At 39.1% G+C, this 23395-nt stretch carries 22 protein-coding genes, 3 tRNA genes and 1 other RNA gene; 12 read left to right on the forward strand and 14 right to left on the reverse strand.

All coding sequences use genetic code 11. From position 1 onward, the window contains the following. Positions 1 to 180: 180 nt before the first annotated feature. From MOMA_RS00795 to argB, 5 genes are all read left to right on the forward strand, one after another. Positions 181 to 256: transfer RNA gene (locus MOMA_RS00795), tRNA-Asn, on the forward strand. A 147-nt stretch (positions 257 to 403) separates the two neighbouring features. Continuing rightward, positions 404 to 479: transfer RNA gene (locus MOMA_RS00800), tRNA-Asn, on the forward strand. Between the two features lie 120 nt (positions 480 to 599). Continuing rightward, on the forward strand, positions 600 to 1061 hold the full coding sequence (gene dut, locus MOMA_RS00805) for a dUTP diphosphatase (RefSeq protein ID WP_009501280.1): 462 nt from the start codon (positions 600 to 602) through the stop codon (positions 1059 to 1061). Positions 1062 to 1187: 126 nt separating this feature from the next. Then, a complete protein-coding gene (locus MOMA_RS00810; protein ID WP_009501281.1) occupies positions 1188 to 2765 on the forward strand; it encodes a phosphohexomutase domain-containing protein in 1578 nt (525 codons plus the stop codon). A 27-nt stretch (positions 2766 to 2792) separates the two neighbouring features. Next, a complete protein-coding gene (argB, locus tag MOMA_RS00815) occupies positions 2793 to 3689 on the forward strand; it encodes an acetylglutamate kinase (RefSeq protein WP_009501282.1) in 897 nt (298 codons plus the stop codon). A gap of 15 nt (positions 3690 to 3704) precedes the next feature. Here argB and MOMA_RS00820 read toward each other — a convergent pair whose 3' ends face one another. The 5 genes from MOMA_RS00820 to coaD all read right to left on the reverse strand — a co-directional run bounded on the left by MOMA_RS00820 (position 3705) and on the right by coaD (position 6480). Then, positions 3705 to 4052 (reverse strand): arsenate reductase, encoded by a 348-nt coding sequence (locus tag MOMA_RS00820; RefSeq protein WP_009501283.1) that lies wholly within the window; start codon positions 4050 to 4052, stop codon positions 3705 to 3707. Between the two features lie 97 nt (positions 4053 to 4149). Beyond that, positions 4150 to 5235, reverse strand: coding sequence for a DNA-methyltransferase (locus tag MOMA_RS00825; RefSeq protein ID WP_009501284.1), 1086 nt, complete (start codon positions 5233 to 5235; stop codon positions 4150 to 4152). Between the two features lie 52 nt (positions 5236 to 5287). Beyond that, positions 5288 to 5699, reverse strand: an RNA gene (gene rnpB, locus MOMA_RS09575) — RNase P RNA component class A. A gap of 33 nt (positions 5700 to 5732) precedes the next feature. Further along, the gene (locus tag MOMA_RS00830; RefSeq protein ID WP_009501285.1) at positions 5733 to 5987 is read right to left on the reverse strand and encodes a YfhL family 4Fe-4S dicluster ferredoxin; all 255 of its coding nucleotides are present in this window, start codon (positions 5985 to 5987) and stop codon (positions 5733 to 5735) included. Position 5988: 1 nt separating this feature from the next. Continuing rightward, positions 5989 to 6480 carry a pantetheine-phosphate adenylyltransferase gene (gene coaD / locus MOMA_RS00835; RefSeq protein ID WP_009501286.1) on the reverse strand — a complete coding sequence of 164 codons (492 nt, stop codon included), beginning with the start codon at positions 6478 to 6480 and terminating at the stop codon, positions 5989 to 5991. Positions 6481 to 6640: 160 nt separating this feature from the next. Here coaD and smpB point away from each other — a divergent pair, with 160 nt between their 5' ends. After that, a complete protein-coding gene (gene smpB, locus MOMA_RS00840; protein ID WP_009501287.1) occupies positions 6641 to 7114 on the forward strand; it encodes an SsrA-binding protein SmpB in 474 nt (157 codons plus the stop codon). A gap of 41 nt (positions 7115 to 7155) precedes the next feature. Further along, positions 7156 to 7998 carry a methyltransferase gene (locus MOMA_RS00845; RefSeq protein ID WP_009501288.1) on the forward strand — a complete coding sequence of 281 codons (843 nt, stop codon included), beginning with the start codon at positions 7156 to 7158 and terminating at the stop codon, positions 7996 to 7998. Here MOMA_RS00845 and MOMA_RS00850 read toward each other — a convergent pair. The 6 genes from MOMA_RS00850 to MOMA_RS00880 form a co-directional block, all read right to left on the reverse strand. Continuing rightward, positions 7969 to 8742: an ABC transporter permease gene (locus MOMA_RS00850; protein ID WP_009501289.1), complete on the reverse strand. Its 774-nt coding sequence runs from the start codon at positions 8740 to 8742 to the stop codon at positions 7969 to 7971. The two genes, MOMA_RS00845 and MOMA_RS00850, sit on opposite strands and share 30 nt — an antisense overlap. A 56-nt stretch (positions 8743 to 8798) precedes the next feature. Then, positions 8799 to 9746 (reverse strand): ABC transporter ATP-binding protein, encoded by a 948-nt coding sequence (locus MOMA_RS00855; protein ID WP_009501312.1) that lies wholly within the window; start codon positions 9744 to 9746, stop codon positions 8799 to 8801. Between the two features lie 99 nt (positions 9747 to 9845). After that, positions 9846 to 10682 (reverse strand): mechanosensitive ion channel family protein, encoded by an 837-nt coding sequence (locus MOMA_RS00860; RefSeq protein ID WP_009501313.1) that lies wholly within the window; start codon positions 10680 to 10682, stop codon positions 9846 to 9848. A gap of 121 nt (positions 10683 to 10803) precedes the next feature. Further along, on the reverse strand, positions 10804 to 11718 hold the full coding sequence (gene menA, locus MOMA_RS00865; protein WP_009501314.1) for a 1,4-dihydroxy-2-naphthoate octaprenyltransferase: 915 nt from the start codon (positions 11716 to 11718) through the stop codon (positions 10804 to 10806). Positions 11719 to 11748: 30 nt separating this feature from the next. After that, the gene (locus tag MOMA_RS00870) at positions 11749 to 13194 is read right to left on the reverse strand and encodes a hypothetical protein (protein ID WP_009501315.1); all 1446 of its coding nucleotides are present in this window, start codon (positions 13192 to 13194) and stop codon (positions 11749 to 11751) included. Between the two features lie 290 nt (positions 13195 to 13484). Then, positions 13485 to 15992, reverse strand: a complete 2508-nt coding sequence (locus MOMA_RS00880) for a Tex family protein (RefSeq protein WP_009501316.1) — start codon at positions 15990 to 15992, stop codon at positions 13485 to 13487. Between the two features lie 326 nt (positions 15993 to 16318). On the opposite strand from MOMA_RS00880, the gene ompR reads away from it, so the two are divergent. Further along, the gene (gene ompR / locus MOMA_RS00885; protein WP_009501317.1) at positions 16319 to 17104 is read left to right on the forward strand and encodes an osmolarity response regulator transcription factor OmpR; all 786 of its coding nucleotides are present in this window, start codon (positions 16319 to 16321) and stop codon (positions 17102 to 17104) included. Between the two features lie 731 nt (positions 17105 to 17835). Here the strand turns inward: ompR and MOMA_RS00890 are convergent. From MOMA_RS00890 to MOMA_RS00900, 3 genes are all read right to left on the reverse strand, one after another. Further along, positions 17836 to 19995, reverse strand: a complete 2160-nt coding sequence (locus MOMA_RS00890) for a carboxy terminal-processing peptidase (RefSeq protein WP_040624889.1) — start codon at positions 19993 to 19995, stop codon at positions 17836 to 17838. 109 nt (positions 19996 to 20104) lie between these two features. After that, entirely contained in the window at positions 20105 to 20773 is a 669-nt protein-coding gene (locus tag MOMA_RS00895; RefSeq protein WP_009501319.1) for an RNA-guided endonuclease InsQ/TnpB family protein, read from the reverse strand. A 195-nt stretch (positions 20774 to 20968) separates the two neighbouring features. Beyond that, positions 20969 to 21481: a chorismate--pyruvate lyase family protein gene (locus MOMA_RS00900; protein WP_009501320.1), complete on the reverse strand. Its 513-nt coding sequence runs from the start codon at positions 21479 to 21481 to the stop codon at positions 20969 to 20971. 81 nt (positions 21482 to 21562) lie between these two features. Here MOMA_RS00900 and MOMA_RS00905 point away from each other — a divergent pair, with 81 nt between their 5' ends. From MOMA_RS00905 to MOMA_RS00920, 4 genes are all read left to right on the forward strand, one after another. Further along, positions 21563 to 22291: a pseudouridine synthase gene (locus MOMA_RS00905; RefSeq protein WP_152411743.1), complete on the forward strand. Its 729-nt coding sequence runs from the start codon at positions 21563 to 21565 to the stop codon at positions 22289 to 22291. Next, positions 22288 to 22791 carry a YfbM family protein gene (locus MOMA_RS00910; RefSeq protein ID WP_009501322.1) on the forward strand — a complete coding sequence of 168 codons (504 nt, stop codon included), beginning with the start codon at positions 22288 to 22290 and terminating at the stop codon, positions 22789 to 22791. The genes MOMA_RS00905 and MOMA_RS00910 overlap by 4 nt, the downstream gene beginning before the upstream one ends. Positions 22792 to 22878: 87 nt before the next feature. Continuing rightward, entirely contained in the window at positions 22879 to 23184 is a 306-nt protein-coding gene (locus tag MOMA_RS00915) for a hypothetical protein (protein WP_009501323.1), read from the forward strand. A gap of 74 nt (positions 23185 to 23258) precedes the next feature. Next, positions 23259 to 23349 (forward strand) — tRNA-Ser (locus MOMA_RS00920). Positions 23350 to 23395 lie beyond the last annotated feature (46 nt).

Raw genomic sequence — 23395 nt, forward strand, 5'->3', positions numbered from 1 at the left:
TGTTGCATATTATAAAGTTTTTTTTGGCAGGTGTCAAGTATTTTTTTATTTTTTGGTGAATTGAATGTTTTTGCAAAAAATTTACCAAAAAAAGTCAAAAATGCTTGACATCTGTATATTATCTGCTAAAATACGCACCACAAAACACAATACTTGTTTTAACAATTTCTACCGCTTTATTCTCCAATAGCTCAGTCGGTAGAGCAATGGACTGTTAATCCATGTGTCCCTGGTTCGAGCCCAGGTTGGAGAGCCATATCAAAACCCTTTTAACACTTTTTGGTTAAAAGGGTTTGTTGTTTTTAAGTTTGTTTTTAAAAAACTTGTACAATAAAAAACTTGTAAAAACAGTTGACAACACCAAAAAATATGCTAATATATGCACCACTTGATTGATTACCATTCTCCAATAGCTCAGTCGGTAGAGCAATGGACTGTTAATCCATGTGTCCCTGGTTCGAGCCCAGGTTGGAGAGCCAATCAAGCCAAACATAATCCATTCTGTTAAATCCCATTCTGTTAGATAGAGTGGGTTTTTTTATGACAAAATTTTGCCGATTTTAACAATCAACTTATTTTAACAATCAAAAGGATAACAAATGCAACTTCAAGTCAAAATTTTAAACCCAAAAATCGGACAAGACCCAAGTTTTCCCCTGCCTACGCGTGCAACCAACGGATCGGCAGGCATTGATTTGCGAGCGTGCATTGATGCACCCCTCACCATCAAAGCAGGCACCACTGTGTTAGTCAACACAGGTTTGGCAATTTATATCGGTAATCCCAATTATGTGGGCTTAATCATGCCACGATCAGGGCTTGGACATAAGCATGGCATTGTTTTAGGTAATTTGACAGGGGTGATTGATTCTGACTATCAAGGTGAAATTATGGTGTCTATTTGGAATAGAAGCCAGACCGATTATACCCTACAACCTGCTGAACGCATGGCACAATATTTGGTTATGCCAATTACACACCCTAAATTTGAAGTCGTGCGTGATTTTTCGGATATTAGCACACGCGGTTTTGACGGTTTTGGCTCAAGCGGCACAATCTAAGTGGCTGTTTTTGTTAAAGTTTTATCACAGTTTTATCACAGTTAACAATTTATCACAAATTAACCTCGCGTTTCCTTTTATAATGAAAAAGCAGATAAATCTTTTTTAAAACTTTAGCCAATCGCTATGACTACAACCTACCAAAACACGACAGACACTCACCCTTTTTTGCCACAACAAAAGCTGTTTAAAGCCTATGACATTCGTGGTGAAACACACCTGTTTTGTGATGATTTTTTGTGGGCGTTAGCCAATGTTTTTGCCAAACGTTATCGATTGGTAACAGACAGTGTTGTCATTGGCTACGATGTGCGCCAACACAGCGAAACCATTGCCAAGTTTTTGGCAGCCGCTTGTTATCAACAGGGCTTGAGTGTGCATTGGCTTGGACAAGTAACCACGCCAATCATGGCATTTTTAGCAAACCAAGCAACAGGCAACGGCTTAATGGTTACCGCCAGTCATTCTAAAAAAGATATCCATGGTATTAAGTGGTTGATTAATCGCGAATCACCCAGCAGTCAAGACATTCAGGATTTATTTGTACAGCTTGGTACAATACCTAAAACCATTTTTAGCCCAAAATTATTAAGCAAAATTAATAACATTTATCAAAAAATAAACCATATTGACAACGGTTTTACCCAATACCAACAAGGAATTACTCAAGCATTTGCAAATATTTACCAACAAAACTATGTAGAAATTTTTAACAATAAACCAAAACCAACCATCGTCATTGATTGCATGAATGGTGCAACCGCAAATTTTGCCAAACAACTGTTTGGTAAATTTGGCTATCACTGTATTATGCTAAATGCAACACCAAATCCTAACTTTCCAAAAGGCAACCCTGACCCTTGCGAGGCAGGACGCTTAGATGAACTTAGTCAAGCGGTTTGCACGCATAAGGCAGATATGGGCCTTGCGTTTGATGGCGACGGCGATCGCTTGATGATTGTCAGCTCTAAGGGTAATATGGTAAGCCCTGATCATTTATTGTATTTGCTTGCAAAAATTGCCATTGATGAACGGCCACAAAAATCCAATATAACGCAACATCAGCCACTTGAGATAATTTTTGATGTAAAATGTTCTCACCATTTGCCACGCTTGATTGCCAACCAAGGGGCTGTGCCCATCATGGAAAAAACTGGCAGCAGTCTTATGCGAAAATCTTTGCAAAATCAATCACGCAAGTCGCTTTTTGCAGGGGAATTGTCAGGGCATTTTTTGTTTAATGACGGTTATTTTTTGTTGCATGACGATGCCATATATGCAGGGTTGCGTTTATTAAATTGGCTTACATTTCAACCAAATAACTTAACTCAAATATTAGAAAATTTACCAAAATCCATCAGCACTGCCGATATGTATTTACCCCTGCACAATGCCGAACATGGACAAAAACTGCTTAAAAATCTATTAAATTTAAGTAAAAAACCATTTTTTTTCTTAAAACAACGCTTTCATATCAAAAACATTGCTACGATTGACGGTTTGCGTTTGGATTTTGGCTTTGGTTTTGGTATTTTGCGACAATCCAACACTGGTAATTTTTTAACCGTGCGATTTTGTGCAGACAGTATGGCCGAGTTACAACAAGTTCAGCGTGTTTTTGTTGGTTTATGCCAAGTGATTGACGATGATCCACAACACACCATTGCCAAACAAATTGCCAATATTCAACCCATATTGGCTTGATTATTTTAAATTTTTAAAGGAAAAATTATGTCATTTACGGTAGAAAAAGCCCTTGAAACCGCCCATATTTTAACCGAAGCGTTGCCTTATATTCAGCGTTTTGCAGGAAAAGTTATGGTGGTAAAATACGGTGGCAATGCAATGACCGATCCTAATTTAGAAAGTTCGTTTGCCCGCGATATTGTACTGCTTAAAACCGTTGGAATTCACCCTGTTGTGGTGCATGGTGGTGGGCCACAAGTGGATAATTTGATGACAGAACTTGGACGCACTTCCAATCGTATTGATGGAATGCGAGTAACCGACAAAATCACGATGGACGTGGTAGAGATGGTATTGGGCGGTAGCGTCAATAAATCCATTGTCAATTTAATTAACAAACACGGCGGACGAGCCATCGGATTGACAGGTAAAGATGCCAATCTTATTCGTGCCAAAAAACTTCCCATGCAAAAAACCGATGAACATGGAAATTTAAGCGAGATAGACTTAGGTTATGTTGGTGATGTGGTGCATATTGACAAAAATGTGATTGATTTGATGATTGCGTCAAATTTTATTCCAGTCATTGCTCCATTGGGCGTAGATGAAAACGGTGAAACTTATAACATCAATGCCGATGTCGTCGCAGGCAAAGTGGCCGAATTTATGGCTGCTGAAAAGTTGATTTTACTGACTAATATTAAAGGCGTCTTAGACAAAAATGGCAATATTGCCACAGGCTTAACACCAAGCAAAATAGATGAGATGATTGCAGATGGTACAATCTCTGGTGGCATGATACCAAAAATTAACTATGCGTTAGAAGCGGTAAAACACGGCGTAAAAAGTGCGGTTATCGTAGATGGCCGTGTGCCGCACGCAACGCTGTTGGAAGTATTTACCGATCAAGGTGTTGGTACATTAATTAGCAACAATGTATAATCGATCAAAGTCATTTTAACTTAATTTGTCAAACTCGCTTTCATCAAAACCCACCAACAACCTAACGCCTTGTATGACAACAGGGCGTTTTATCATAGATGGGTTGGCAAGCATCAAATCTATGGCAAAATTGCTGTCGGTTTCGGTTTTTTGTTTGTCATCATCGCTGATTTTTCGCCACGTTGTGCCTTTTTTATTTAAGATTTTATCAAGCCCTGCTTTTTCTACCCAGTTTTGCAATGTTGCTGTATCAAGACTTTGCTTTTTATAATCAAAAAATTCGTAAGCAACACCTAAGTCATCAAGTTTACTAAACGCTTTTTTCATGGTGCTGCAATTTTTAATGCCGTAAATGGTTGTCATGTTTTTCCTTAGGATAAAAAACTAATGATTTGGTTGCATTAAGACAATGTTTTGATACAAATCATCAAAAGCCTTGATATTTGCTGGATTTTCAGATTTATTTTCCCATTTTGCTCGCATAGTCATAACGCAAACTATCCAAAGTAATCAATTTATTATCTTTAATAACATAAAAATAATCCCAGCCGTTATGATTGGTTTTATTTAAATATTTGGCACTCATTTTATGAATGGATAAAGTATCCACGCTATCCGTTACCTTGCCATCTGCAAGCACCGTACAAATACGGTTTTGATTTTTATCAAATAAGGCTTGCCCAATATTTAAATAATTGGCTGCAACTAAGGTTTTCATCGCGACTTTTGGCGGTTTGGTTTCCAGGGATAGCCATTCAATATCATTAGGATTAACAACAACTTGCGCAAGTCTTTGCTGCGCCACATCAATATACTTTGATTCACGTTCAAGCCCAATATAATTGCGCCCCAACGCCTTGGCAACCGCCCCTGTTGTACCTGTACCAAAAAACGGATCAAGGACAATATCATTAGGTTTTGATGAAGCTAAAATCACTTTATAAAGCAGAGCTTCTGGTTTTTGAGTGGAATGCACTTTTTTACCGTCATCGCCTTTAATTCGTTCGCTGCCTGTACATAAAGCCAGTTGCCACACGCTGCGTTCTTGTTTATCACCATTTAAATGCTTCATGGTTTTATAATTAAAAGTGAATTTACTGTTTTTAGTTTTGGAACACCAAAGTAAAGTTTCATGAGCGTTGCAAAACCGTGTGCCGCCAAAATTGGGTACAGGATTGGTTTTATGCCAAACCACATCGTTTAAAATCCAAAACCCCAAATTTTGCATCAAATAGCCAATGCGATAAATATTTTGAAATGAACCAATCACCCAAATTGAACCCGTTGGTTTTAATATTCTTTGGCATTCACTTAGCCACTTTGTACAAAAAGCATCGTATTCAGCAAAATCATTAAACTTATCCCATTCATCTTCTACTCCTGCAAATTTTTCGCCACTGGTGCGCAATAATTGCCCTTCGGTTTGCATAAAATAGGGTGGGTCGGCAAAAATTAAATCAATGCTATTACTGGGTAGTTTTTTTAAATTTTCTATACAATCGCCTTGTAGGATAGTATTAAGAAATGAATGGATTGCTGTTGGCATGGTTTAAATATATAAGGCTAGACAAGGGTTTTGTGGATTTTGTAAAACATAAAAAATTGGCAGACCGATAAGCCGAATTCTGTCGTGAACGGTCATTCATCTAGGCATACCGTTACCAGTATGCTCAAGCAACCTACCCGTGTTCTTAAGCGGGCAACCCATTGAACACCTATTTGGTCTTGCTACGAGTGGAGTTTACCTTGCCATGATCTGTTACCAGTCATGCGGTAGGCTCTTACCCTACCGTTTCACCCTTACCCTGCTGCTTTAAAGCAATTAAGCAACGTGGCGGTCTATTCTCTGTTGCACTTGTCGTCAGATTACTCTGCCCAGCCGTTAGCTGGCACTCTGCCCTGTGTAGTTCGGACTTTCCTCCCGCGACTTTTCATGTTAACAATCATTCATGCTTACAATCATTCATGCCAACAACCAAAAAAATCGCCAGCGACCGTTTGGTCTGCCAATGGGGTATTATAACAATTTTTTTTGGTTTTGGGTTAGGTTTTTTTGCTCAAACGCAAATATTTTTGCATTAATTCTTGTTGGGTTTCTTCGTGTTCTGGATCTTTTGGAATACAATCAGGCACAGGACAAAACAACGCACACTGTGGCTCGTCAAAATGTCCAACGCATTCGGTGCACAGACTTGGATCAATTTCATAAATCAGCTCGCCAACATAAATTGCCTCATTGGGACAAGTCGGTTCGCACACATCACAATTAATACACTCTTCGGTAATTTTTAACGCCATGTTAAGTTTTTCTCAACGCTTGAAATTTTATTTTTAAACATTCTTCTACATTTTTTGGCACAAATTTATGCACATCGCCATCTAATTTGGCAATTTCACGGATAAATGTTGATGAGATAAAGGAAAATTCTTGACTTGGGGTTAAAAACACAGTTTCAAAATTTTCATCTATTTCACGGTTAATATTGGCTAATTGAAACTCATATTCAAAATCACTCACCGCTCGCAAACCGCGCAATACAGCGGTCGCTTGTTGTTCTTGGCATAAATGAACCAACAAACCCTCAAAACCTATCACACTGACATTTGGTAGGTTTTGTGTGCTTGTTTTCACCATATCAATGCGTTCGTCGATGTCAAACAACGGTTTTTTGTGATGTCCAATTGCAATGGCAACCACCACACTATCAAACAACTTACTGGCACGCTTAACCAAATCAAGATGCCCTTTGGTAATAGGATCAAATGTACCCGGATATAAAATTTTTGTCATAACTTTGCCTTTTAGGATTGTTTGTTAAAATCCACCATCGTTTAACAAAAGCTAGTTTAACAAAATTTTGCATAAATTATTAGCAAAAAACTGTTAATTCGTGCTTTTTTCGCTTATTATTGGCATTATTTTTTTACAAACTTTGAGAATCAAGTACAATATGTCTAAAAAACCAAAAACACCAAGTCTTATTGCCAGCAACAAAAAAGCTCGGCATGAATTTTTTATCGAGGACAGTTATGAAGCTGGGCTTGAATTGCTCGGTTGGGAAGTCAAGGCTATCCGTGCAGGCAAAATGCGCATTACCGAAAGCTATATTATTTTTAAAAATGGTGAAGCGTTTTTGTTTGGTGCGCACATTCAGCCACTGATTAGCACCTCTACGCACCATGTTGCCGATCCACTGCGCACACGCAAACTATTACTGCACCGCCGTGAAATTGATAAATTGTTTGGCATGGTTAACCAAAAAGGACATACCTGCGTGGCATTAAAAATCTACTGGAAAGCAGGGCGTGTCAAATGCGAGGTGGCATTGGCAAAAGGCAAAAAACTGCACGATAAACGAGCAACGTTAAAAGAACGTGATTATCAGCGTGATAAACAGCGTGGCTTTAAAAACTTAGCATCATAAAACCTAGCATCATAAAACTTAGCATCATAAAACTTAGCATCATGACAAATCCACAAGATCGCAATTTTAACGACATAAGCGAACATTTTGCCAAAAAAATTTACGGCGGTCTAAAAGGGCAAATCCGCTTGGCTGTGTTACGTCATGACATTTTTCAAGCAGTTGCCACTTACCAACAACAAGTTGGCCGTCCGTTAAGAATATTAGATGTGGGAGCAGGGCTTGCTCACCTGTCCTTGGAGCTTGCCACACAAGGACATGATGTAACCATTAATGACATTTCTGAAAATATGTTGGCAATTGCCAAACAACTTGCCAACAATTTGCCTAAAGACATTGCCTCTACCATACATTGGCATGCCTGTCCGTATCAAGCACTGGATACCAAATTGTTTGGAACATACGATTTAATCTTGTGTCATGCGGTGTTAGAATGGCTTGCCAATCCAAGGCTTATCATAGATTTTTTTGATAACTGGTTGATAGATAAGGGTTTATTGTCGTTATGTTTTTATAATCCGGTGAGTTTTACGTATCGCAACCTTATTATGGGCAATTTTAATTTGTTAAAAAATCACGCGTTTCAAGCAGACAATGGCAGTTTAACTCCCAACAACCCTGTGGCAAAAGACGATGTATTGGCATGGCTTGATGAAAAACAATATCAAACCCTGCACATTTCAGGGTTGCGCGTGTTTCACGATTACGCTCCGCTAAAACGCGGCGGACATACCAACACCCAAGCAGTCATTGACATGGAAGTTTTGTACAGCGGACAAGAACCGTATAAATGGATCGGCCGCTATTTGCACGTTTTAGCAAAAAAGTCGATTGACAACACCTGTGATTTGGTATTAAACACGCAAACGACTGCCATCATTTAACAAACGATACGCCACAGTATAAAAAATCGCCGTAAACACACCAATAGCAACCAAAGACCACACAACATTGACATCAGAATAACCCAAAATACCGTAACGAAACGTATTCACCATATAGACCATTGGATTTAACAGTGATAAATTTTGCCAAAAAGGAGATAAATTTTCAAGCGAATAAAACACACCGCCAAGATACGTCAGTGGCGTTAGCACAAAACTTGGCACAATAGAAATGTCATCAAACGAGCGGGCAAAAATTGCGTTTATCATACCGCCAAGCGAAAACATGACCGAGGTTAGCACCACACTAAGCACCGTGATCAATGGATACACAAGACTTAACTTGGTAAAAAATAAGGCCAATGCCACCACAATCGCCCCAACAGCAAGCCCACGAAACACCCCACCAAACACAAAACCCATCAAAATCGTATGCTTTGAAACAGGACTAACAAGCATTTCTTCAATACTATTATGAAATTTTGTGGTAAAAAAACTACCCACCACATTAGAATAACTGTTGGTTATCACCGACATCATGATAAGCCCTGGCACAATAAACTGCATATAACTTACCCCACCCATCACACCAACACGACTTCCTATCATTTTACCAAAAATGATAAAATACAATGCCATGGTGATAGCAGGCGGAATGAGTGTCTGTGGCCAAATCCGTAAAATTCGGCGGATTTCTTTGACAAGCAACGTCGTAAAAGCAACCGTTTGTTGTTGAAAATTCATGTATTTCTCGTCATGGGTTTTTATTTTGTAATGGATTTTTATTTTGGCAAAATTTTTTAAGCGTTCAATGTTGCGGTTAACTTTTTATCCACCAAATTCATAAACAAAGCCTCTAACCGATTGGTTTTATTGCGCATACTGACAACGTCGATGTTTTGGGCAGATAATTGTGCAAAAACTTGGTTTAAGGTTGCGCCTTTATTTAGCGTTATTTCCAGCGTTTTTGCATCGATCTGCACAAAACGCACCATGCCAGTTAGCACAATGTTGTTGACAGGTTTTGCTAAATCCAGTATAAAACTTTCTTTATCAAGACTTAACAATAAACCTTTCATATCCGTGTTAATTTTAATTTCACCGTTTTCCAAAATCGCTATGCGTTTGCACAATTGCTCCGCTTCTTCCAAATAATGCGTGGTCAAAATAATGGTGGTATTTTCCTCTGCGTTGATCGTTTGCATAAACTCCCACATAGAATGACGCAGTTCAATATCCACGCCCGCGGTCGGTTCATCTAAAATCAGCAGTTTTGGTTCATGAATCAATGCACGTGCAATCATCACACGGCGTTTCATACCGCCTGACAAGGATCGAGCCTTTTCGTTGCGCTTTTCCCAAAGCCCTAAAGCCTTGAGTAGTTTTTGTGCCCTAGGCATAGCCACTGTTTTGCCAATGCCAAAATAACCCGCCTGGGTAACCACAATGTCAATGACTTTTTCAAACTGCATAAAATTAAATTCTTGTGGCACAACCCCCAAAAACTGCTTGGCTTTACTGGGATTTTGTTGCAAATTCTCGCCAAAAATTTCAACAGATCCCATGGTAGGATTTAATAGTGAGCTTATGATGTTAATCATCGTGGATTTACCTGCCCCATTTGCTCCCAACAGGGCAAAAAACTCACCCTGTGGCACGATCAAATCCACATCTTTTAATGCCCTAAAGCCGTTTTTGTAAGTTTTGGAAAGGTTTGTAACTTTTAACGCAGGAATATTATCAGACATGATGTTAAAGTTTTTTCAATTGGTTTTTTTAAAAGCCAAGGTTTAAAGTCAAGTTTTAAAATTTGCTTGATTTAACAACTTGGCGGATTTAACCGTCATTTAGTCATTATCTGCGTCCAGTTTTCTGACATAAATTTGACGATGCGGATAAGGAATACTAATGCCATGCGTGTCAAAGGCTTCTTTAACATCTTCTAACAATTGCCCTTTTAACACAATTGCGTTCTTATTTTCTACCCAAACTTTTAACAACAAATCCACCGAACTGTCAGCCAAATTACTCACGGCAATGACAGGTGCAATTTTTTGTAAAACCAATGGATTTTTGTGAGTAATGTCTAAAATCACTTGTTTGGCTTGCTTAATATTTGCTTCATAACCAATGTTAAACGTGATATCAATTCTGCGATCAGGCAAAGATGAAAAATTTGTCAACGCATTGGTGGTTAATTTGCTATTAGGTATAATAATTTCATGATTATTGCTGGTATAAATGCGTGTATTCACCAAGGTGATCTCTTGCACCGTGCCCTCATCACCATTAATTTCAATATAATCACCGCGGTTAAAGGGACGAAAAATCACAATCATCACGCCAGCTGCCAGATTAGACAACTGATCTTTAAGCGACACCCCAACCGCCACCGCCATACCACCCAAAATAGCAATGACCGATGTTGTACTGACGCCAATTTGGTTTAACGCAGCCATAATGACAATCACAAGGCCAATACCGTACAATACATTGCTTAAAAAACTTGTCAAAGTTGCATCTAAGTGGCTGGATTGCATGATTTTTTTTGCCATATCAACAAAATTATTCAAAATCCACTTGCCGATAAAAAAAATCAATAAGGCAACAATCAATTTGCCAAACATGGTTATCGCAGTCGCTATAATCAATGACGGATCAAAATTTACGCCTAAAAGCTCCATACTTCATTCACCTAATCTTTCATTCACTTAATCAAAACTCACTTAATCAAAACTCACTTAATCAAAACTCACTTAATCAAAACTCACTTAATCAAAATACGCTTGATTTCATTTCTTGATTTCATTTATAGTTTAAACAAATACCAATGCTAAGCAATAAGCCACTTGCAAACGCAAGTCCAACAATCGTTTTTAACTGCACAGCAAGCTGATGTGGGCTGATTTTTCCATCACGGTATTGATAAACAACCGCCAAATGTTTGCCAATCGGATAAATTAACAGCACCATACTTAATAAATAAACATTGTGTTGTAGCACAGCAAAAACCAACAACAACCAAAATGCCGTCAATAACAACAACCAATACAGCTGACTGATTTTTTCTTTACCCAGCACCACAGCAAGCGTGCGTTTGTCTGTTTTTACATCATCATCAATATCGCGCATGTTATTAATCATCAACACGCACACACAAAGCAGTCCAATCGCTACTGCCACAATCATATCCGCCACTTGCAAATCTTGGGTTTGTAAATACAAGCTGCCAAGCACATTTAATAAGCCAAAAAACACAAATACGGCAATTTCACCTTTGGCAAAATAACCATACGGCCGCTTACCCATGGTATATGCCATTGCACCAAGAATAGACAAAATGCCAAATGCCAAAAACACAAAAAACTCAAGCCAATTGGCAAAACTTAGCCACAACAAGCCCACGCCACAAGCAAAAATAAAACCCGCCCACACAATAATGACGGTTTTAAGTTCATTTTGTACAAGGTTGCCTTGGGCGGTTTGGCGATCGGTACGGTGCGCATCTGTGCCTTTAACACCATCACCGTAGTCATTGGCAAGGTTGGCTAAAATTTGTAACCCCACGGCTACATGGGTGGTTAAGGCAAAAATCACCCATTGTTTACCATCAAACATGCCAAGTTTTGCAAATGCCAACGCATTGGCTACCAAAACCCCTGTCATTGCAAGCGGATAAGTGTGTGGCCGCGTGGCATGCAAAAAAACCTGAATGTTCACCTAAATTTTCGCTTAAATTTAAATATTTACTCATTGGTAAAGTTTAAAATTGTCTAAATATCGACATAACTGCTCAAATTGATTGACAATCTTGCTTAGATTTTGATCAAAATCTGCAAAAGAACTGCTGTCTATTGCTATTTTTTGTTGATCATTTAATGCTTGGTTGTAAAAACTTTTGGCAAAATCCATAACTTTTTGATTGTTGTTGCGAAACACCAAAGTTGTGTTTACTTCATCAGCAGAAATCACCATATCCAACGCAATTGCGATCGAATCTTGCTTAAAATCAAGCACCAGCGTGTTTTGATTGTGCACCCATATTTTGATTAGTTTGGCTACAGAACTTGTTTTTAATAGCTTATCAATTCTGGTTTTGTAATCCTGCATGCTTTTCAGATAGATCCCATTTAACACTTTTTCATAAATGCCACACTGTACTTCTTTGGCAAATGCCTGTGCGTCTTCATTGTGAATCAAAAATTTATCAAGCTCGTTTAGCATAGGCCCATCTATTCTTTTTAAAAAAGTATTTACCGTATCTTGAAAATATTTTGCTGCATGTATCACCTTGTTTTTTGGCAACAAACTTTCAGCCTTTGGATACAGTTTTGGGTTTAAATTGCAATATTGAAAACAATTACAAATACTATTTAACGAATCTACATTTAATTGGTGTTTTACCAAGGCAGCCGCCACAAGCGACTCATCATTTGGATATAAATTTAACGCAAGTTCGCCGTATTTAAACTTATCACAAATGCGTTTACGCTCTGCAATACAAGCAATCACACCCAATTTACTCAAACGTCCAAGCGGAAACAAGCATTTATGCACCTCCAACGAAACGCTCTCAACATGCTTTTTCCAATACCAATTGTCCGTAGGCTGAGGTTTATGAAAATTCACAAGCAAGCCGTCTTTGTCAGCATCATGGTAAAGCTCAAAAAAGTCTGCAATATTGTCAAACGTAAACCGAACATCAGGCTCTATTAACCAATAAAAATCCGCTTGAATGTTCTCCGCCATCACATAATAAAAATAATCACCACACAACCAACCCAATTTTTTGTGCTGCTTGCCCGTTAACAAGCGATTTCTGGTCAAAAAATCATCATTTAAGGACAGTTTATTGACATAATTTGGTGCTGCAACCTTAGGCTTATCCGCCATTTCATCAAAAATCACAAAAATCTCATCTGGGTGAAACGCTTGTAACAATAACTGATACGTATCTTCCTCTTCTTGTCCCCAGCGGTGGGCTCTTATGCCGATCACCTTGTTAAAACTTGTTACATTGCCACTTATGGTTTTGTCAATCGGATTTTTCCACCAATATCGCAAATTGTTGTGCTTATCAATGTCGCGCAGTTGTTTGGTAAAATTCACCGCCTGATCGTAATTTTCTTTGGCATAATAAGACTCTGCAAGTCCTTGGTAGCCCTGTGGCAAACTTGGCAATTTATCCACAAGCAAGTTAAAAACCTTGATTGCATCGTCATATTTTTTTAGCCCTAACAGCCCCCCCCCACGCAGTTAGTATATCCAATACATCATGGTCATTGTGTATTGGATAGTTGTCGTAAAGGTTTTTTGCCTCGTCAATCGTTTCGCTATAGTTACCCTGGGCATATGAATGCTTAAGTAAAAATACTTTTAAGGGTAGGTTAACATTCATGGGTTGATTCTCCTGATACTTTCGTGATTTACTTTTACTTTCGTGATCTCGCTTTTGTGATCTTACTTTTGTGATTTTGTTGACTGGCTTATTTTTTTAGCCCCGCTTGTTGTAATAAAGCTCCAAAACTGCCAATTTTGTAAGGTTTGTCATCTTGTTTTTGGGCGGATTTTGGTTTGTCATGGCGGTTTTTGTCGGTTTTGGTATGGGTTTTTTTGACATGTTTATTCGCTTTGTCGTCTTTATGCTCAAAATGATCTGCTTTATGCTCTGATTTTGGGCGTTTTTGCGGTTTTTTCTCGTCTTTGCTTGGTTTTTGATGATCCGATTTCATGCTAAAACCGATGCGTTTACGCTCAACATCGATCGAAATAACACGCACATTGACGATATTGCCCGGTTTGACAAAATTTAACGGATCGGCAATGAATTCATCGCTTAATTCAGAAATATGCACCAAACCATCTTGATGAACACCAACATCAACGAAACAACCAAATGCTGTTACATTGGTGACCACGCCCTCAAGTTCCATGCCAACGGTTAAATCATTAATATCATTGACATCATCACGAAATTGGGCGGTTTTAAAGGCAGGCCGCGGATCATGGGCGGGTTTTGCCAATTCTTGTTTAATTGCCAAGGCTTTAATTTGGCTATCTTCGCTGTCAGGGCTTTGGTTTTTTACCAGTTCTAATAATTGGCTGTCTAATTGATTTAATTGGTTTTCATTCGCCAAAACATCGGCAAGGTTTTTATTGGTGGCAGTTAGCCATTGTTTGACTAAGGCGTAATTTTCCGGGTGCAACCCTGTGGCATCGAGTGGCTCATCACCGCCACGAATACGCAAAAATCCCGCTGACTGTTCAAAAGTTTTTGCTCCCAGGCGCGGTACATTTTTAAGCTGTTCGCGGTTGATAAATGCACCGTGTTCGTTGCGATAATTGACGATTTGTTGAGCAACATTGCTGTTTAACCCTGCAATATATGCCAAAATTGCAGGACTTGCGGTATTTACATCGACGCCTACTGCGTTTACACAATCTTGAGTTACTTTATTTAGACTGTCGGTCAATTGGTTTTGATTGACATCATGCTGATATTGTCCAACACCAATGGCTTTTGGATCAACTTTTACCAATTCTGACAATGGATCTTGCAAGCGTCTGGCAATAGACACCGCCCCACGAATAGACACATCTAAATCGCTTAACTCCTGACTTGCCAACTCACTGGCTGAATACACCGATGCCCCTGATTCATTGACAACCACAGAAACTGCTTCAATGTCTGTGTTTTCGCTTAAAATTTCTTTGATTAAGGCATCGGTTTCACGGCTTGCTGTGCCATTGCCAATTGCAATTAGATTAACTTTATAATCTGTTAATAACTTTTTAATGGTTTCTTTGGCTTCATCAATCCGATTTTCCGAACCAAACGGATAAACCGTCGCCACCACAAACTCACCTGTATCGTTTTTGGCAACATGTCCAAGACTGTCTACCACCGCCATTTTTACCCCATGACGAATGCCCGGATCAACCCCCAAAATCACTCGTTGTCCTGCTGGTGCATTCATTAACAGATGTTTTAAATTGTTGGCAAAAACTTCAATTGCATCGGCTTCGGCATTGAGGCGTTTTTCGGTCAACAGACGGTGTTCAATGTGTGGCCGCCATTTTTCCAGCCATAATTTTTTGCCAAGGTTTTGTAAAAAATCCAAGCGATCGCTAGGTTCAAGGTTTAGCAATTTAAACTGCTGCATAATTTGATCGATAAATGCAGTATCTTCACCTTCGATGCCAATGGTTAACACGTTTTCTTGACGGCCGCGGAGCATTGCAAGCAAACGATGATTTGGCAAACGTGCAAGGCTTTCGCTATGATCAAAATAATCACTGAATTTTTCACCAACTTCGCGTTTTTCTTCACCTGCAAGCAGGCTATGCACTTGAGCAACTTTACCAAAACCTATGCGCAGTTTATCCAACAAATCAAGCTCTTGTGTCCATTCTTCAATGATAATTGCTCCTACGCCTTGCAACTGTTTGTCAAGTTCAGCAAACGCAGATGGTTCAACCTCGCCTTTTTCATTGACAGTAGGTTCTGGAATTTGATAATCGGCTAGTGCATCGGTTGGACTGATGTTTTGGTGCAAAATTGCCAACGCAATTGGTTCAAGTCCTGCTTCGCGTGCTTGAGTGGCTATCGAACGGCGGCGCGGACGATAAGGCAGATAAATATCTTCCAGCTCTAATTTTGAAGATGCGTTTGCAATGCGTTTTGACAACTCATCGGTAAGTTTGCCTTGATTGGTTAAAAGTTCAAGGATTTTGTTGCGACGAGTTGCCATATCGCGTTCATAGTTTAAGGATTTTTCCAGTTGTCGCAATTGGTTATCATCTAAGCCTTGGGTTTGTTCTTTACGGTAACGAGCAATAAAAGGAATGCTTGCTCCTTCGTCATACAGCTTGACAAAAGCGGTAATTTGCGTGGTTTTTACCCCCATTTCTGTAGCCAATTTTTGATAAATGGCTTGTTGAATGTCATCAGAAAGTGCGGTGGTGGGTTGAATTTCGTTGTCAATAGTCGTCATAGCAATCGCCTAAACATGGTAACCTAAAAGGTAAATGTGCCAAAATGCACCAATGAAATTTGCGTATTATAGCAAATTATCAAAACAGGTGCTAAAAAATAATTGATAAATCTATTAAAAATCAGCCAATTTTTCCATAACTTTGGCAAAAAACCTAATTTTTGTTAACAAATGTTAACAAATTCTGCTAAAATTTAATCACAAAAAACTATGGTAAAAACCAAAGAATTTTGTTTTAATAGGTGATATTTTTTCATGCTTTAAACATTAAACAACGCATACAAGCTAAAAACACACGGTTAAAAATACGCAAAAGGAGCAACGCAATGACTGATTTAACCAAACTTGAAGAACAACACAACAACGAACCGCATGACAACCCAATCCACGAACCGAACATAAGCCAACGCATTTTGGTGGTAGATGATGATGCCAGGCTTAGGGCATTGCTACAACGTTTTTTAGAAGATGACGGCTATGTGGTGCGTACCGCCCATGATGGCAACCAAATGGACAAACTTTTGCAACGTGAATTGTTTTCGCTTATTGTGTTGGATTTGATGTTGCCAAACGAAGATGGCATCAGTATCTGTAAACGCTTACGTGAACAAAATTCAGACATTCCGATCATCATGTTAACCGCCAAAGGATCCGATGCCGATCGCATTACAGGGCTTTATGCAGGAGCGGACGATTATTTGCCAAAACCTTTCAACCCAAAAGAGCTTTTGGCACGTATCAAAGCGGTATTACGCAGACAAAACCGTGAACTGCCAGGAGCACCAAGCCAACAAGTAGAAGTGGTAGAATTTGGTGCATGGACACTGGATTTATCCACTCGCACTCTAAAACGCGATGGACAAGTTGTTACCTTAACCACGGGCGAATTTAGCGTATTAAAAGCACTTGTTCAGCATCCAAGAGAACCGTTAACGCGTGATAAACTCATGAATTTGGCTCGTGGCCGTGAATGGGGAGCAATGGAGCGATCCATTGATGTACAAGTATCAAGACTGCGCCGTTTGATCGAAGATAACCCATCACAAGCCCGTTATATCCAAACTGTTTGGGGTGTGGGTTATTGTTTTGTGCCTGACGGAGCGGATAGCTAAGCCAATTAATCCAATTGCACCACCAAAACCAAAACCCATCAATTGCATTGAAGGTTAATTGATTGAGTGTTAATTGAATGAAGAGTTGAGTGTTAAAACCGTCTGTTTGGTTTAAACAAGCACCTTTCATCTTTGGCGTTTTTGCTGTTTAGTTTTTGGTTGCTGTTTAGTTTTTGGTTGCTGTTTAGTTTTTGGTTGCTGTTTAGTTTTTGGTTGCTGTTTAGTTTTTGGTTGCTGTTTAGTTTTTGGTTGTCAATTTGACGTTAAAAAGCCGTTTTGTCGCTAACAATAAATATCAGCAACAAAACGGCTTTTTTTTTACAGTCCTTTGTTGTATCTGCCAAATCATTTGGCTCGTTGTTGGGTTTTGGGTGAAAATATTGATTTTTCCTAAATCAATTTAACAAATTTGTTAACATACATCATCTTAAAAAGCGTTAACAGCTCTATACCTATACTAATAAACCTGTTAACAATCTCTGTTAACAACTTTGTTTTTTCACATTGACAATAACCATTTCCTATGATTATGAAGTCAGCCAATATTCCATAATTGGCAATTTCCTTATTGGTTTGATTTCCTTATTTGCTAATCATTAGCACAACAGCACCTATCCTTGCCTTATCCTTAAGTATCCCATTCCTGTGCTGCTAAGTACATTATGTCAAAATCCACCAAGCAAAACCAGTGGCAAAAACGGATATTGTTGTAAGCCAAAACTTACAAAATATTAAAAATCTGCGTCCAACATTACCTTGCTCGCTTCAATGATAAAGGCTTCGCTTTCTGGAAGTTTTGGGCGTTCGCTTTCTTTCATTTTGCTGTAAGATTCAAACTGAGCATCAAGCGATGCCTGATAAGCCGTCCAATCTGCATACGGTTTTTCGCCCATAGCAAGGCGGCGGTTGTTTTCTGCTTGTAAGGTTTTATTTTCAATGCTATCGCGGTATGCACGGCGTTCGTCAATGTTAAGTTTAATCGGTTTTTTCTCGTCTTCGGCATTACGAATGGCGTTTAAAGCGGTTAAATAGTTAAATTGTGGGTTGTTGTTTTGGCGCGTGGTGGATAGCTCGTTTAAGGTTTTTAACGCAGCTTGACTGTACTTGCCTGCAGGTTTATACGGAGCAGAACGCACAGTATCCCATTTTAGTGGGTTTTTCATGTTGCGCTCGCCCACTTCCATACCTTCATAAATATTCACCAACTTAACATCGGGTTCTACCCCTTTGTTTTGGGTGCTTCCGCCTGTGATGCGGTAAAATTTACGCTGCGTTAACGTTGCCGATCCCAATGCCAAACTGTCCAACTGAATTTGAGCTGAACCTTTACCTGTTGTGGTACTGCCAACAACCAATCCGCGTCCATAATCCTGGATAGCGGCTGCAAAAATTTCACTCGCCGAGGCTGAAGCCAAATTAATCAACACCGTCATAGGCTTACTGTATAACTGCTCGCCGTTGTCTTCATCTTCGTAAATTTGGATATTACCACGATTGTCGCGGATTTGTACCAATGGGCCTGATTTGACAAACAATCCAATCATTTTTGCCACTTCATCAAGCGAACCGCCCGGATTATCACGTAAATCCACCACCATGCCATCAATGTTTTGGGCGTTTAGTTTTTTAATCGCATTTTCAGTATCGATGCTAACACTGCGATACGCTTCCCCTGCACGTCTTGCTTGGTAATTTAGATAAAAACTTGGAATTTTTAACACACCAATTTTTTTATCATTGCCTTGTTTGTCTTTTACCGTAATCACCCGGTGCGTTACCCCTGATTCTTCTTGTTTAATCACATCACGCTCAAGGGTAACACTGCGAGCTGAACTGTCAGGCATATTTGGTGATTTTAACAATAAGGTAACATTTGTGCCTTTTTTACCGCGGATTAAGTTGACAATTTCACGCGTAGAATAGCCCACAGTGTCAATCATTTTGCCATTTTCTTCAGCCACACCAATGATTAAATCATTGGGCTTGATTTGTCCCGATCGAGAGGCAGGGCCACCATCTACCAAATTTATAATCCGCGTATAATCAGGATTTTTGAGATCGGGGCGAATGGATACACCAATGCCTACCAACTCAAGCGTGGATTGGATTTTCATTTCGGTGGCCTGCACAGGAGCAAAATAATTGCTGTGCGGATCATAGCTTGCCATCGCTGAATTTAAGACACTTTCTAAAATTTGATCACCGGTTATGCGTTCTAATTGGGCTTTTTGGCGGTTTAATCGATTTGCTAAAATTTGGGTTGGCGTGCGTGTTTCGTTTTTTACCAAATCTAAGCTGCTAAATTTATCAGCATTGTCGGTCAAAAATTTATCTTTAATTTTGTCTTCTTCTTGATTGATCGTAATGCCAATTAATTGAAAGGTCAATTGTTTTTGCCAATAATCTTGTTGTTCTTGTTTGGTTTTAAAACGTGGCAATTTTTCTCGATCGATCACAACCGTATCTGAACGCTTTAAATTGACATCGGTTTTTAAAAAATCGTCTGCAAATGCGTAATACGCCAACGAACGTTGTTTAAAACGCTGATAAATTTCAAAACTTGGTCTTAAATCACCGCGCTTTAACATTTCAGCAAAATGATCGGCATACTTTTGGTTAAATTCATCAATGTCTGACTGCAAAAACAAACTGTGATTGGAATCCAAGGCATCAAAATAATCTGCCAAAATCTGCTTGCCAGTTGCTTGGTCTAATGCTTTATCCAAATAATGACTGCGATCAAGCAGTGCAGAGATTTGGCGCGTTACCTGACGCTGTTCGCTGCTGATCGGTGAATTTTCAGAAGCCAGTGCCATGTGATAACTTTGCCCTAAAATCACCCCACCAACAGCCAAAACCAACGCACTTGCGGTTAATTGTTTGTATTTCATAATAATCCTTAGGCTTATTTTAAATGTAAATCTTAACTGTAAAATTTTAACCGTCCCAAAAAACCCACCCAAGCCCACCCACAGGCAAACTTGGCGTTTTCTTTCTACTTCACCGCCCGCCGCTTTTGCCATTTGGCTCAAGTCTTACGCAAGCTCCAATGCCTAAATCAATGCCAACGGTTTTGTTGGTTTTGGGTAAAGACTTAATTACATCTTGCAGTTCAACGGCAATGCTAACAAACCAATTGCTCCCCTTTTTAAACACTTTAGCGGATAATATTTTACCATTAAATCTTAAATTTTCACGCATTTTTACCAGTCCCAACCTTGGGATTTGGATATAAGATTTATTGTTTATTTGTTTTATTTTAAATTGGTCGTTGGATAAGCTAAATCGGTCATCAATGCCTTTTTTACGCAATTGTGGATATTTGCTTTCACCTTTAAAAAAGCGCTTGTAGCCATCGCCTAATTGCATGATTGCCAGTTGCGGCGCGCATTTGGTAACTTCTAGCATAAAGGGGAATTGTTGGCGTTTAATAGAATTTAATTGTTTTCTTAATTTGCCCTCGTTTGGCTTGTTTAATTTATTTTCATCAATCGCTAAATTATTTTTTAAACAAAAATCGCGATATTCTTTATCCGCTTTGTATTGCTTTTGCCATTCATTTAACGCCCAATTATAAGCAAGCCGTGCTATTCCGCAAGCCTTAGCGAAATAAGTGGCTTGTTTGTTATTGGGAATTAGGCGAATGATGTGTCCGCGGATGGGGGTCATTTTATTTTTTTAATAGTTAGTTAATCTATTCATTTTGAGTATTATTGCATAGGTTTGGGTAGGTTGCAAGGAGCAGTTAAAAGCCCTTTATATTCGCATTGTCTAGCCAAATAAACCGGCCAACTTTAAAACTGCTATAAAAACCGCCAAAAATAACCGCTTGCTTATTGGTTTAACTTAAGTTTTTATCTTTGTTTAACTTAAGTATTTATCCACAAAATCGGATAAAAAAATCTCACTAATCAACAAATGTTTACCATACCAACGATAAACGCTTTGTCGTTGCCAACCATCTGCTGTCAATTGGTAATGCCTATTTACCAATACTGCACAAGGCCTGGCAAAAATCACATAACCGATCGGACATTGCCCTAAATTTGCAAGTTTACGCCCTTTGCCTGACAAAATATGAAAACCAAAAACACTGCGCGCCTTGATCCACGCAGATTCGCCTGCTTTGCCAAACAATAACGATTCGCGCACCCAAGCTGAATGTGGTCGCATTGGCAATTGCAATTGTTTTATTTCAGGCAAGGTTAGCATTTGCCGCCCCTCAAAGGTGGGTTTTACGATGAGTTTTTGAGCGGAGAACTGTTCAATTTTGGCGGTTAATGAGCCGTTAGCAACAAGCCAACTTGCCAATTTGGTATGGTGCAATTCGTTTGGCAAGTGGCTAAAAATTTTTGGTGGCATAGGCTGATTTTGCATATCAATTTTTTGCAATTTGGGTTACAATAATTTATAAATCCATTATTGTAACTTGAATTGATGAGTACAACAAGCCAAACCATGCCAACCACTTTAATTTTATTTAACAAACCGTATGGTGTGTTAAGCCAATTTCGCCAGGACAACAATAACAATTTTGCCACTTTGAGTGATTTTTTTCACCACAATAAATACAAAGATATCAGAGTTGCAGGACGGCTTGATGCCACATCAGAGGGGTTATTATTACTCACCAATAACGGCAAACTCAATCAACATCTCACCCACCCACCCAAAACCAAGCATGACAAAAAACTGGCAAAAACCTATTGGGTGCAATTGGACGGTTTGGCAAACAACAATCAAATCAATCAACTACGCGACGGCGTTATGTTAAGCGATGGCAAAACCCTACCCGCTATCGTAGAACAACTGGATACAATCTATGTACAACAAACACTTTGGCAAGCCCCTGCCAACATTGCCAAACGCAAAATCACCAGTTGGCTATCGATTAGCATTCTGGAGGGCAAAAACCGCCAAATTCGGCGTATGACTGCCCATGTTGGTCTGCCCTGTTTGCGCCTAATACGCGTAGCTCATAGTCATTTTTGTTTAAGCCAACACCTTCACAACCCACACAATACGCCAAAACTTTGTGCTTATTCACTTGCTGTGGGTGAATTTGTTGAAATTGCATTAACCAAATTTCAATTGCAACAATTTCAATTGCAACAATTAGGCAGGTCAAATCAAACATTTTTAAAAAACCAACACATAAAATCCGCTATTTTAAGGAATAAATCATGATCGCCCAATATTTACTTGTTGATAACAACACCTTACAACAACTCAAAAACTGCCCTGATAACGCTCGTTTTGAACAACTGGAAGCCTTAACTCAAAAAGCCGATGATGGTGATTTGGTGGATTTGGGTAAATTATGGGACGTGCTGCATTTTGCTTTAACCGAAAAATCAGCCACTACGCCTGTGCCTAACAGTGCACTCAGTGAATTTGTGGTTGGTGTCGAAACCTTTAGTGATGATGAAGATGGTGATTTTATCGCATTTTGTGAGTGGTCGCAGGTGATTGAAATTGCCGATGCATTGGGTCAGGTTAATTTTAGCAAACGTTTAGACAAAATGCTAATGAAGCAACTTCGCCAACAAAAAATCTTTCCAAATGGCATTTGGCAAGGCAAAAAGCAAGCTTTGGACAAAGAACTATTGGCATCATTTCAAGAATTGCGTGATTTGTATGACAAAGCAGTGGACACAGGCGCAAATATCGTGGTAAGTATTTGCTAGTTTTTGCATTTACCAATTTGGTTAAAGCCCTTGTTTTTGATACAGGAGTTGCCTAAAATACATCAAATTATCACCAAGGAATAAATCATGCCAAAAACCAATAAACCTGTGCAAAACATGATACCCCTGCACATAAAAATCACCGAAGAAATGCACGATCTGTTAACCGAAGTTGCCAAAAAACATGGTTTTCCACGCATTCAAGGACTTATTCGCTTATATATCCGTCAAGGTCTTGATGCCGAAGATGTAAATTACTCGCTGGCCGCAGACAGCCGTTTTTTGGCAAAACTCAAGCGCCAAGGGGTCAGTGATGAAATTATCCAATCTGTGCTACATGCCTTACAAAAAGAAAATGATGCGTATCAAGATGACAATGAATCCGATCAATAAAAATAAATAAAGCACTTTTTGATAAAAAATACTTGCATTTCATTAAAAATTCAGTATAATAGCCAACACAAAACGGAAGCTTGGCAGAGCGGTTGAATGCACCGGTCTTGAAAACCGGCAAGGGTTTATAGCCCTTCGAGAGTTCGAATCTCTCAGCTTCCGCCATATTCAAAACGTCTTAAACCATCAGTTTAAGGCGTTTTTTATTGGC

Source organism: Moraxella macacae 0408225 (genome assembly GCF_000320365.1).
In the GTDB taxonomy this organism is placed as follows: Bacteria; Pseudomonadota; Gammaproteobacteria; order Pseudomonadales; family Moraxellaceae; genus Faucicola; species Faucicola macacae.

Coding starts and splice junctions, on each gene's coding strand:
- dut (WP_009501280.1), top strand. CDS start 600: ATGCAACTTCAAGTCAAAATTTTAAACCCAAAAATCGGACAAGACCCA.
- MOMA_RS00810 (WP_009501281.1), top strand. CDS start 1,188: ATGACTACAACCTACCAAAACACGACAGACACTCACCCTTTTTTGCCA.
- argB (WP_009501282.1), top strand. CDS start 2,793: ATGTCATTTACGGTAGAAAAAGCCCTTGAAACCGCCCATATTTTAACC.
- MOMA_RS00820 (WP_009501283.1), bottom strand. CDS start 4,052: ATGACAACCATTTACGGCATTAAAAATTGCAGCACCATGAAAAAAGCG.
- MOMA_RS00825 (WP_009501284.1), bottom strand. CDS start 5,235: ATGCCAACAGCAATCCATTCATTTCTTAATACTATCCTACAAGGCGAT.
- MOMA_RS00830 (WP_009501285.1), bottom strand. CDS start 5,987: ATGGCGTTAAAAATTACCGAAGAGTGTATTAATTGTGATGTGTGCGAA.
- coaD (WP_009501286.1), bottom strand. CDS start 6,480: ATGACAAAAATTTTATATCCGGGTACATTTGATCCTATTACCAAAGGG.
- smpB (WP_009501287.1), top strand. CDS start 6,641: ATGTCTAAAAAACCAAAAACACCAAGTCTTATTGCCAGCAACAAAAAA.
- MOMA_RS00845 (WP_009501288.1), top strand. CDS start 7,156: ATGACAAATCCACAAGATCGCAATTTTAACGACATAAGCGAACATTTT.
- MOMA_RS00850 (WP_009501289.1), bottom strand. CDS start 8,742: ATGAATTTTCAACAACAAACGGTTGCTTTTACGACGTTGCTTGTCAAA.
- MOMA_RS00855 (WP_009501312.1), bottom strand. CDS start 9,746: ATGTCTGATAATATTCCTGCGTTAAAAGTTACAAACCTTTCCAAAACT.
- MOMA_RS00860 (WP_009501313.1), bottom strand. CDS start 10,682: ATGGAGCTTTTAGGCGTAAATTTTGATCCGTCATTGATTATAGCGACT.
- MOMA_RS00880 (WP_009501316.1), bottom strand. CDS start 15,992: ATGACGACTATTGACAACGAAATTCAACCCACCACCGCACTTTCTGAT.
- ompR (WP_009501317.1), top strand. CDS start 16,319: ATGACTGATTTAACCAAACTTGAAGAACAACACAACAACGAACCGCAT.
- MOMA_RS00890 (WP_040624889.1), bottom strand. CDS start 19,995: ATGAAATACAAACAATTAACCGCAAGTGCGTTGGTTTTGGCTGTTGGT.
- MOMA_RS00895 (WP_009501319.1), bottom strand. CDS start 20,773: ATGACCCCCATCCGCGGACACATCATTCGCCTAATTCCCAATAACAAA.
- MOMA_RS00900 (WP_009501320.1), bottom strand. CDS start 21,481: ATGCAAAATCAGCCTATGCCACCAAAAATTTTTAGCCACTTGCCAAAC.
- MOMA_RS00905 (WP_152411743.1), top strand. CDS start 21,563: ATGCCAACCACTTTAATTTTATTTAACAAACCGTATGGTGTGTTAAGC.
- MOMA_RS00910 (WP_009501322.1), top strand. CDS start 22,288: ATGATCGCCCAATATTTACTTGTTGATAACAACACCTTACAACAACTC.
- MOMA_RS00915 (WP_009501323.1), top strand. CDS start 22,879: ATGCCAAAAACCAATAAACCTGTGCAAAACATGATACCCCTGCACATA.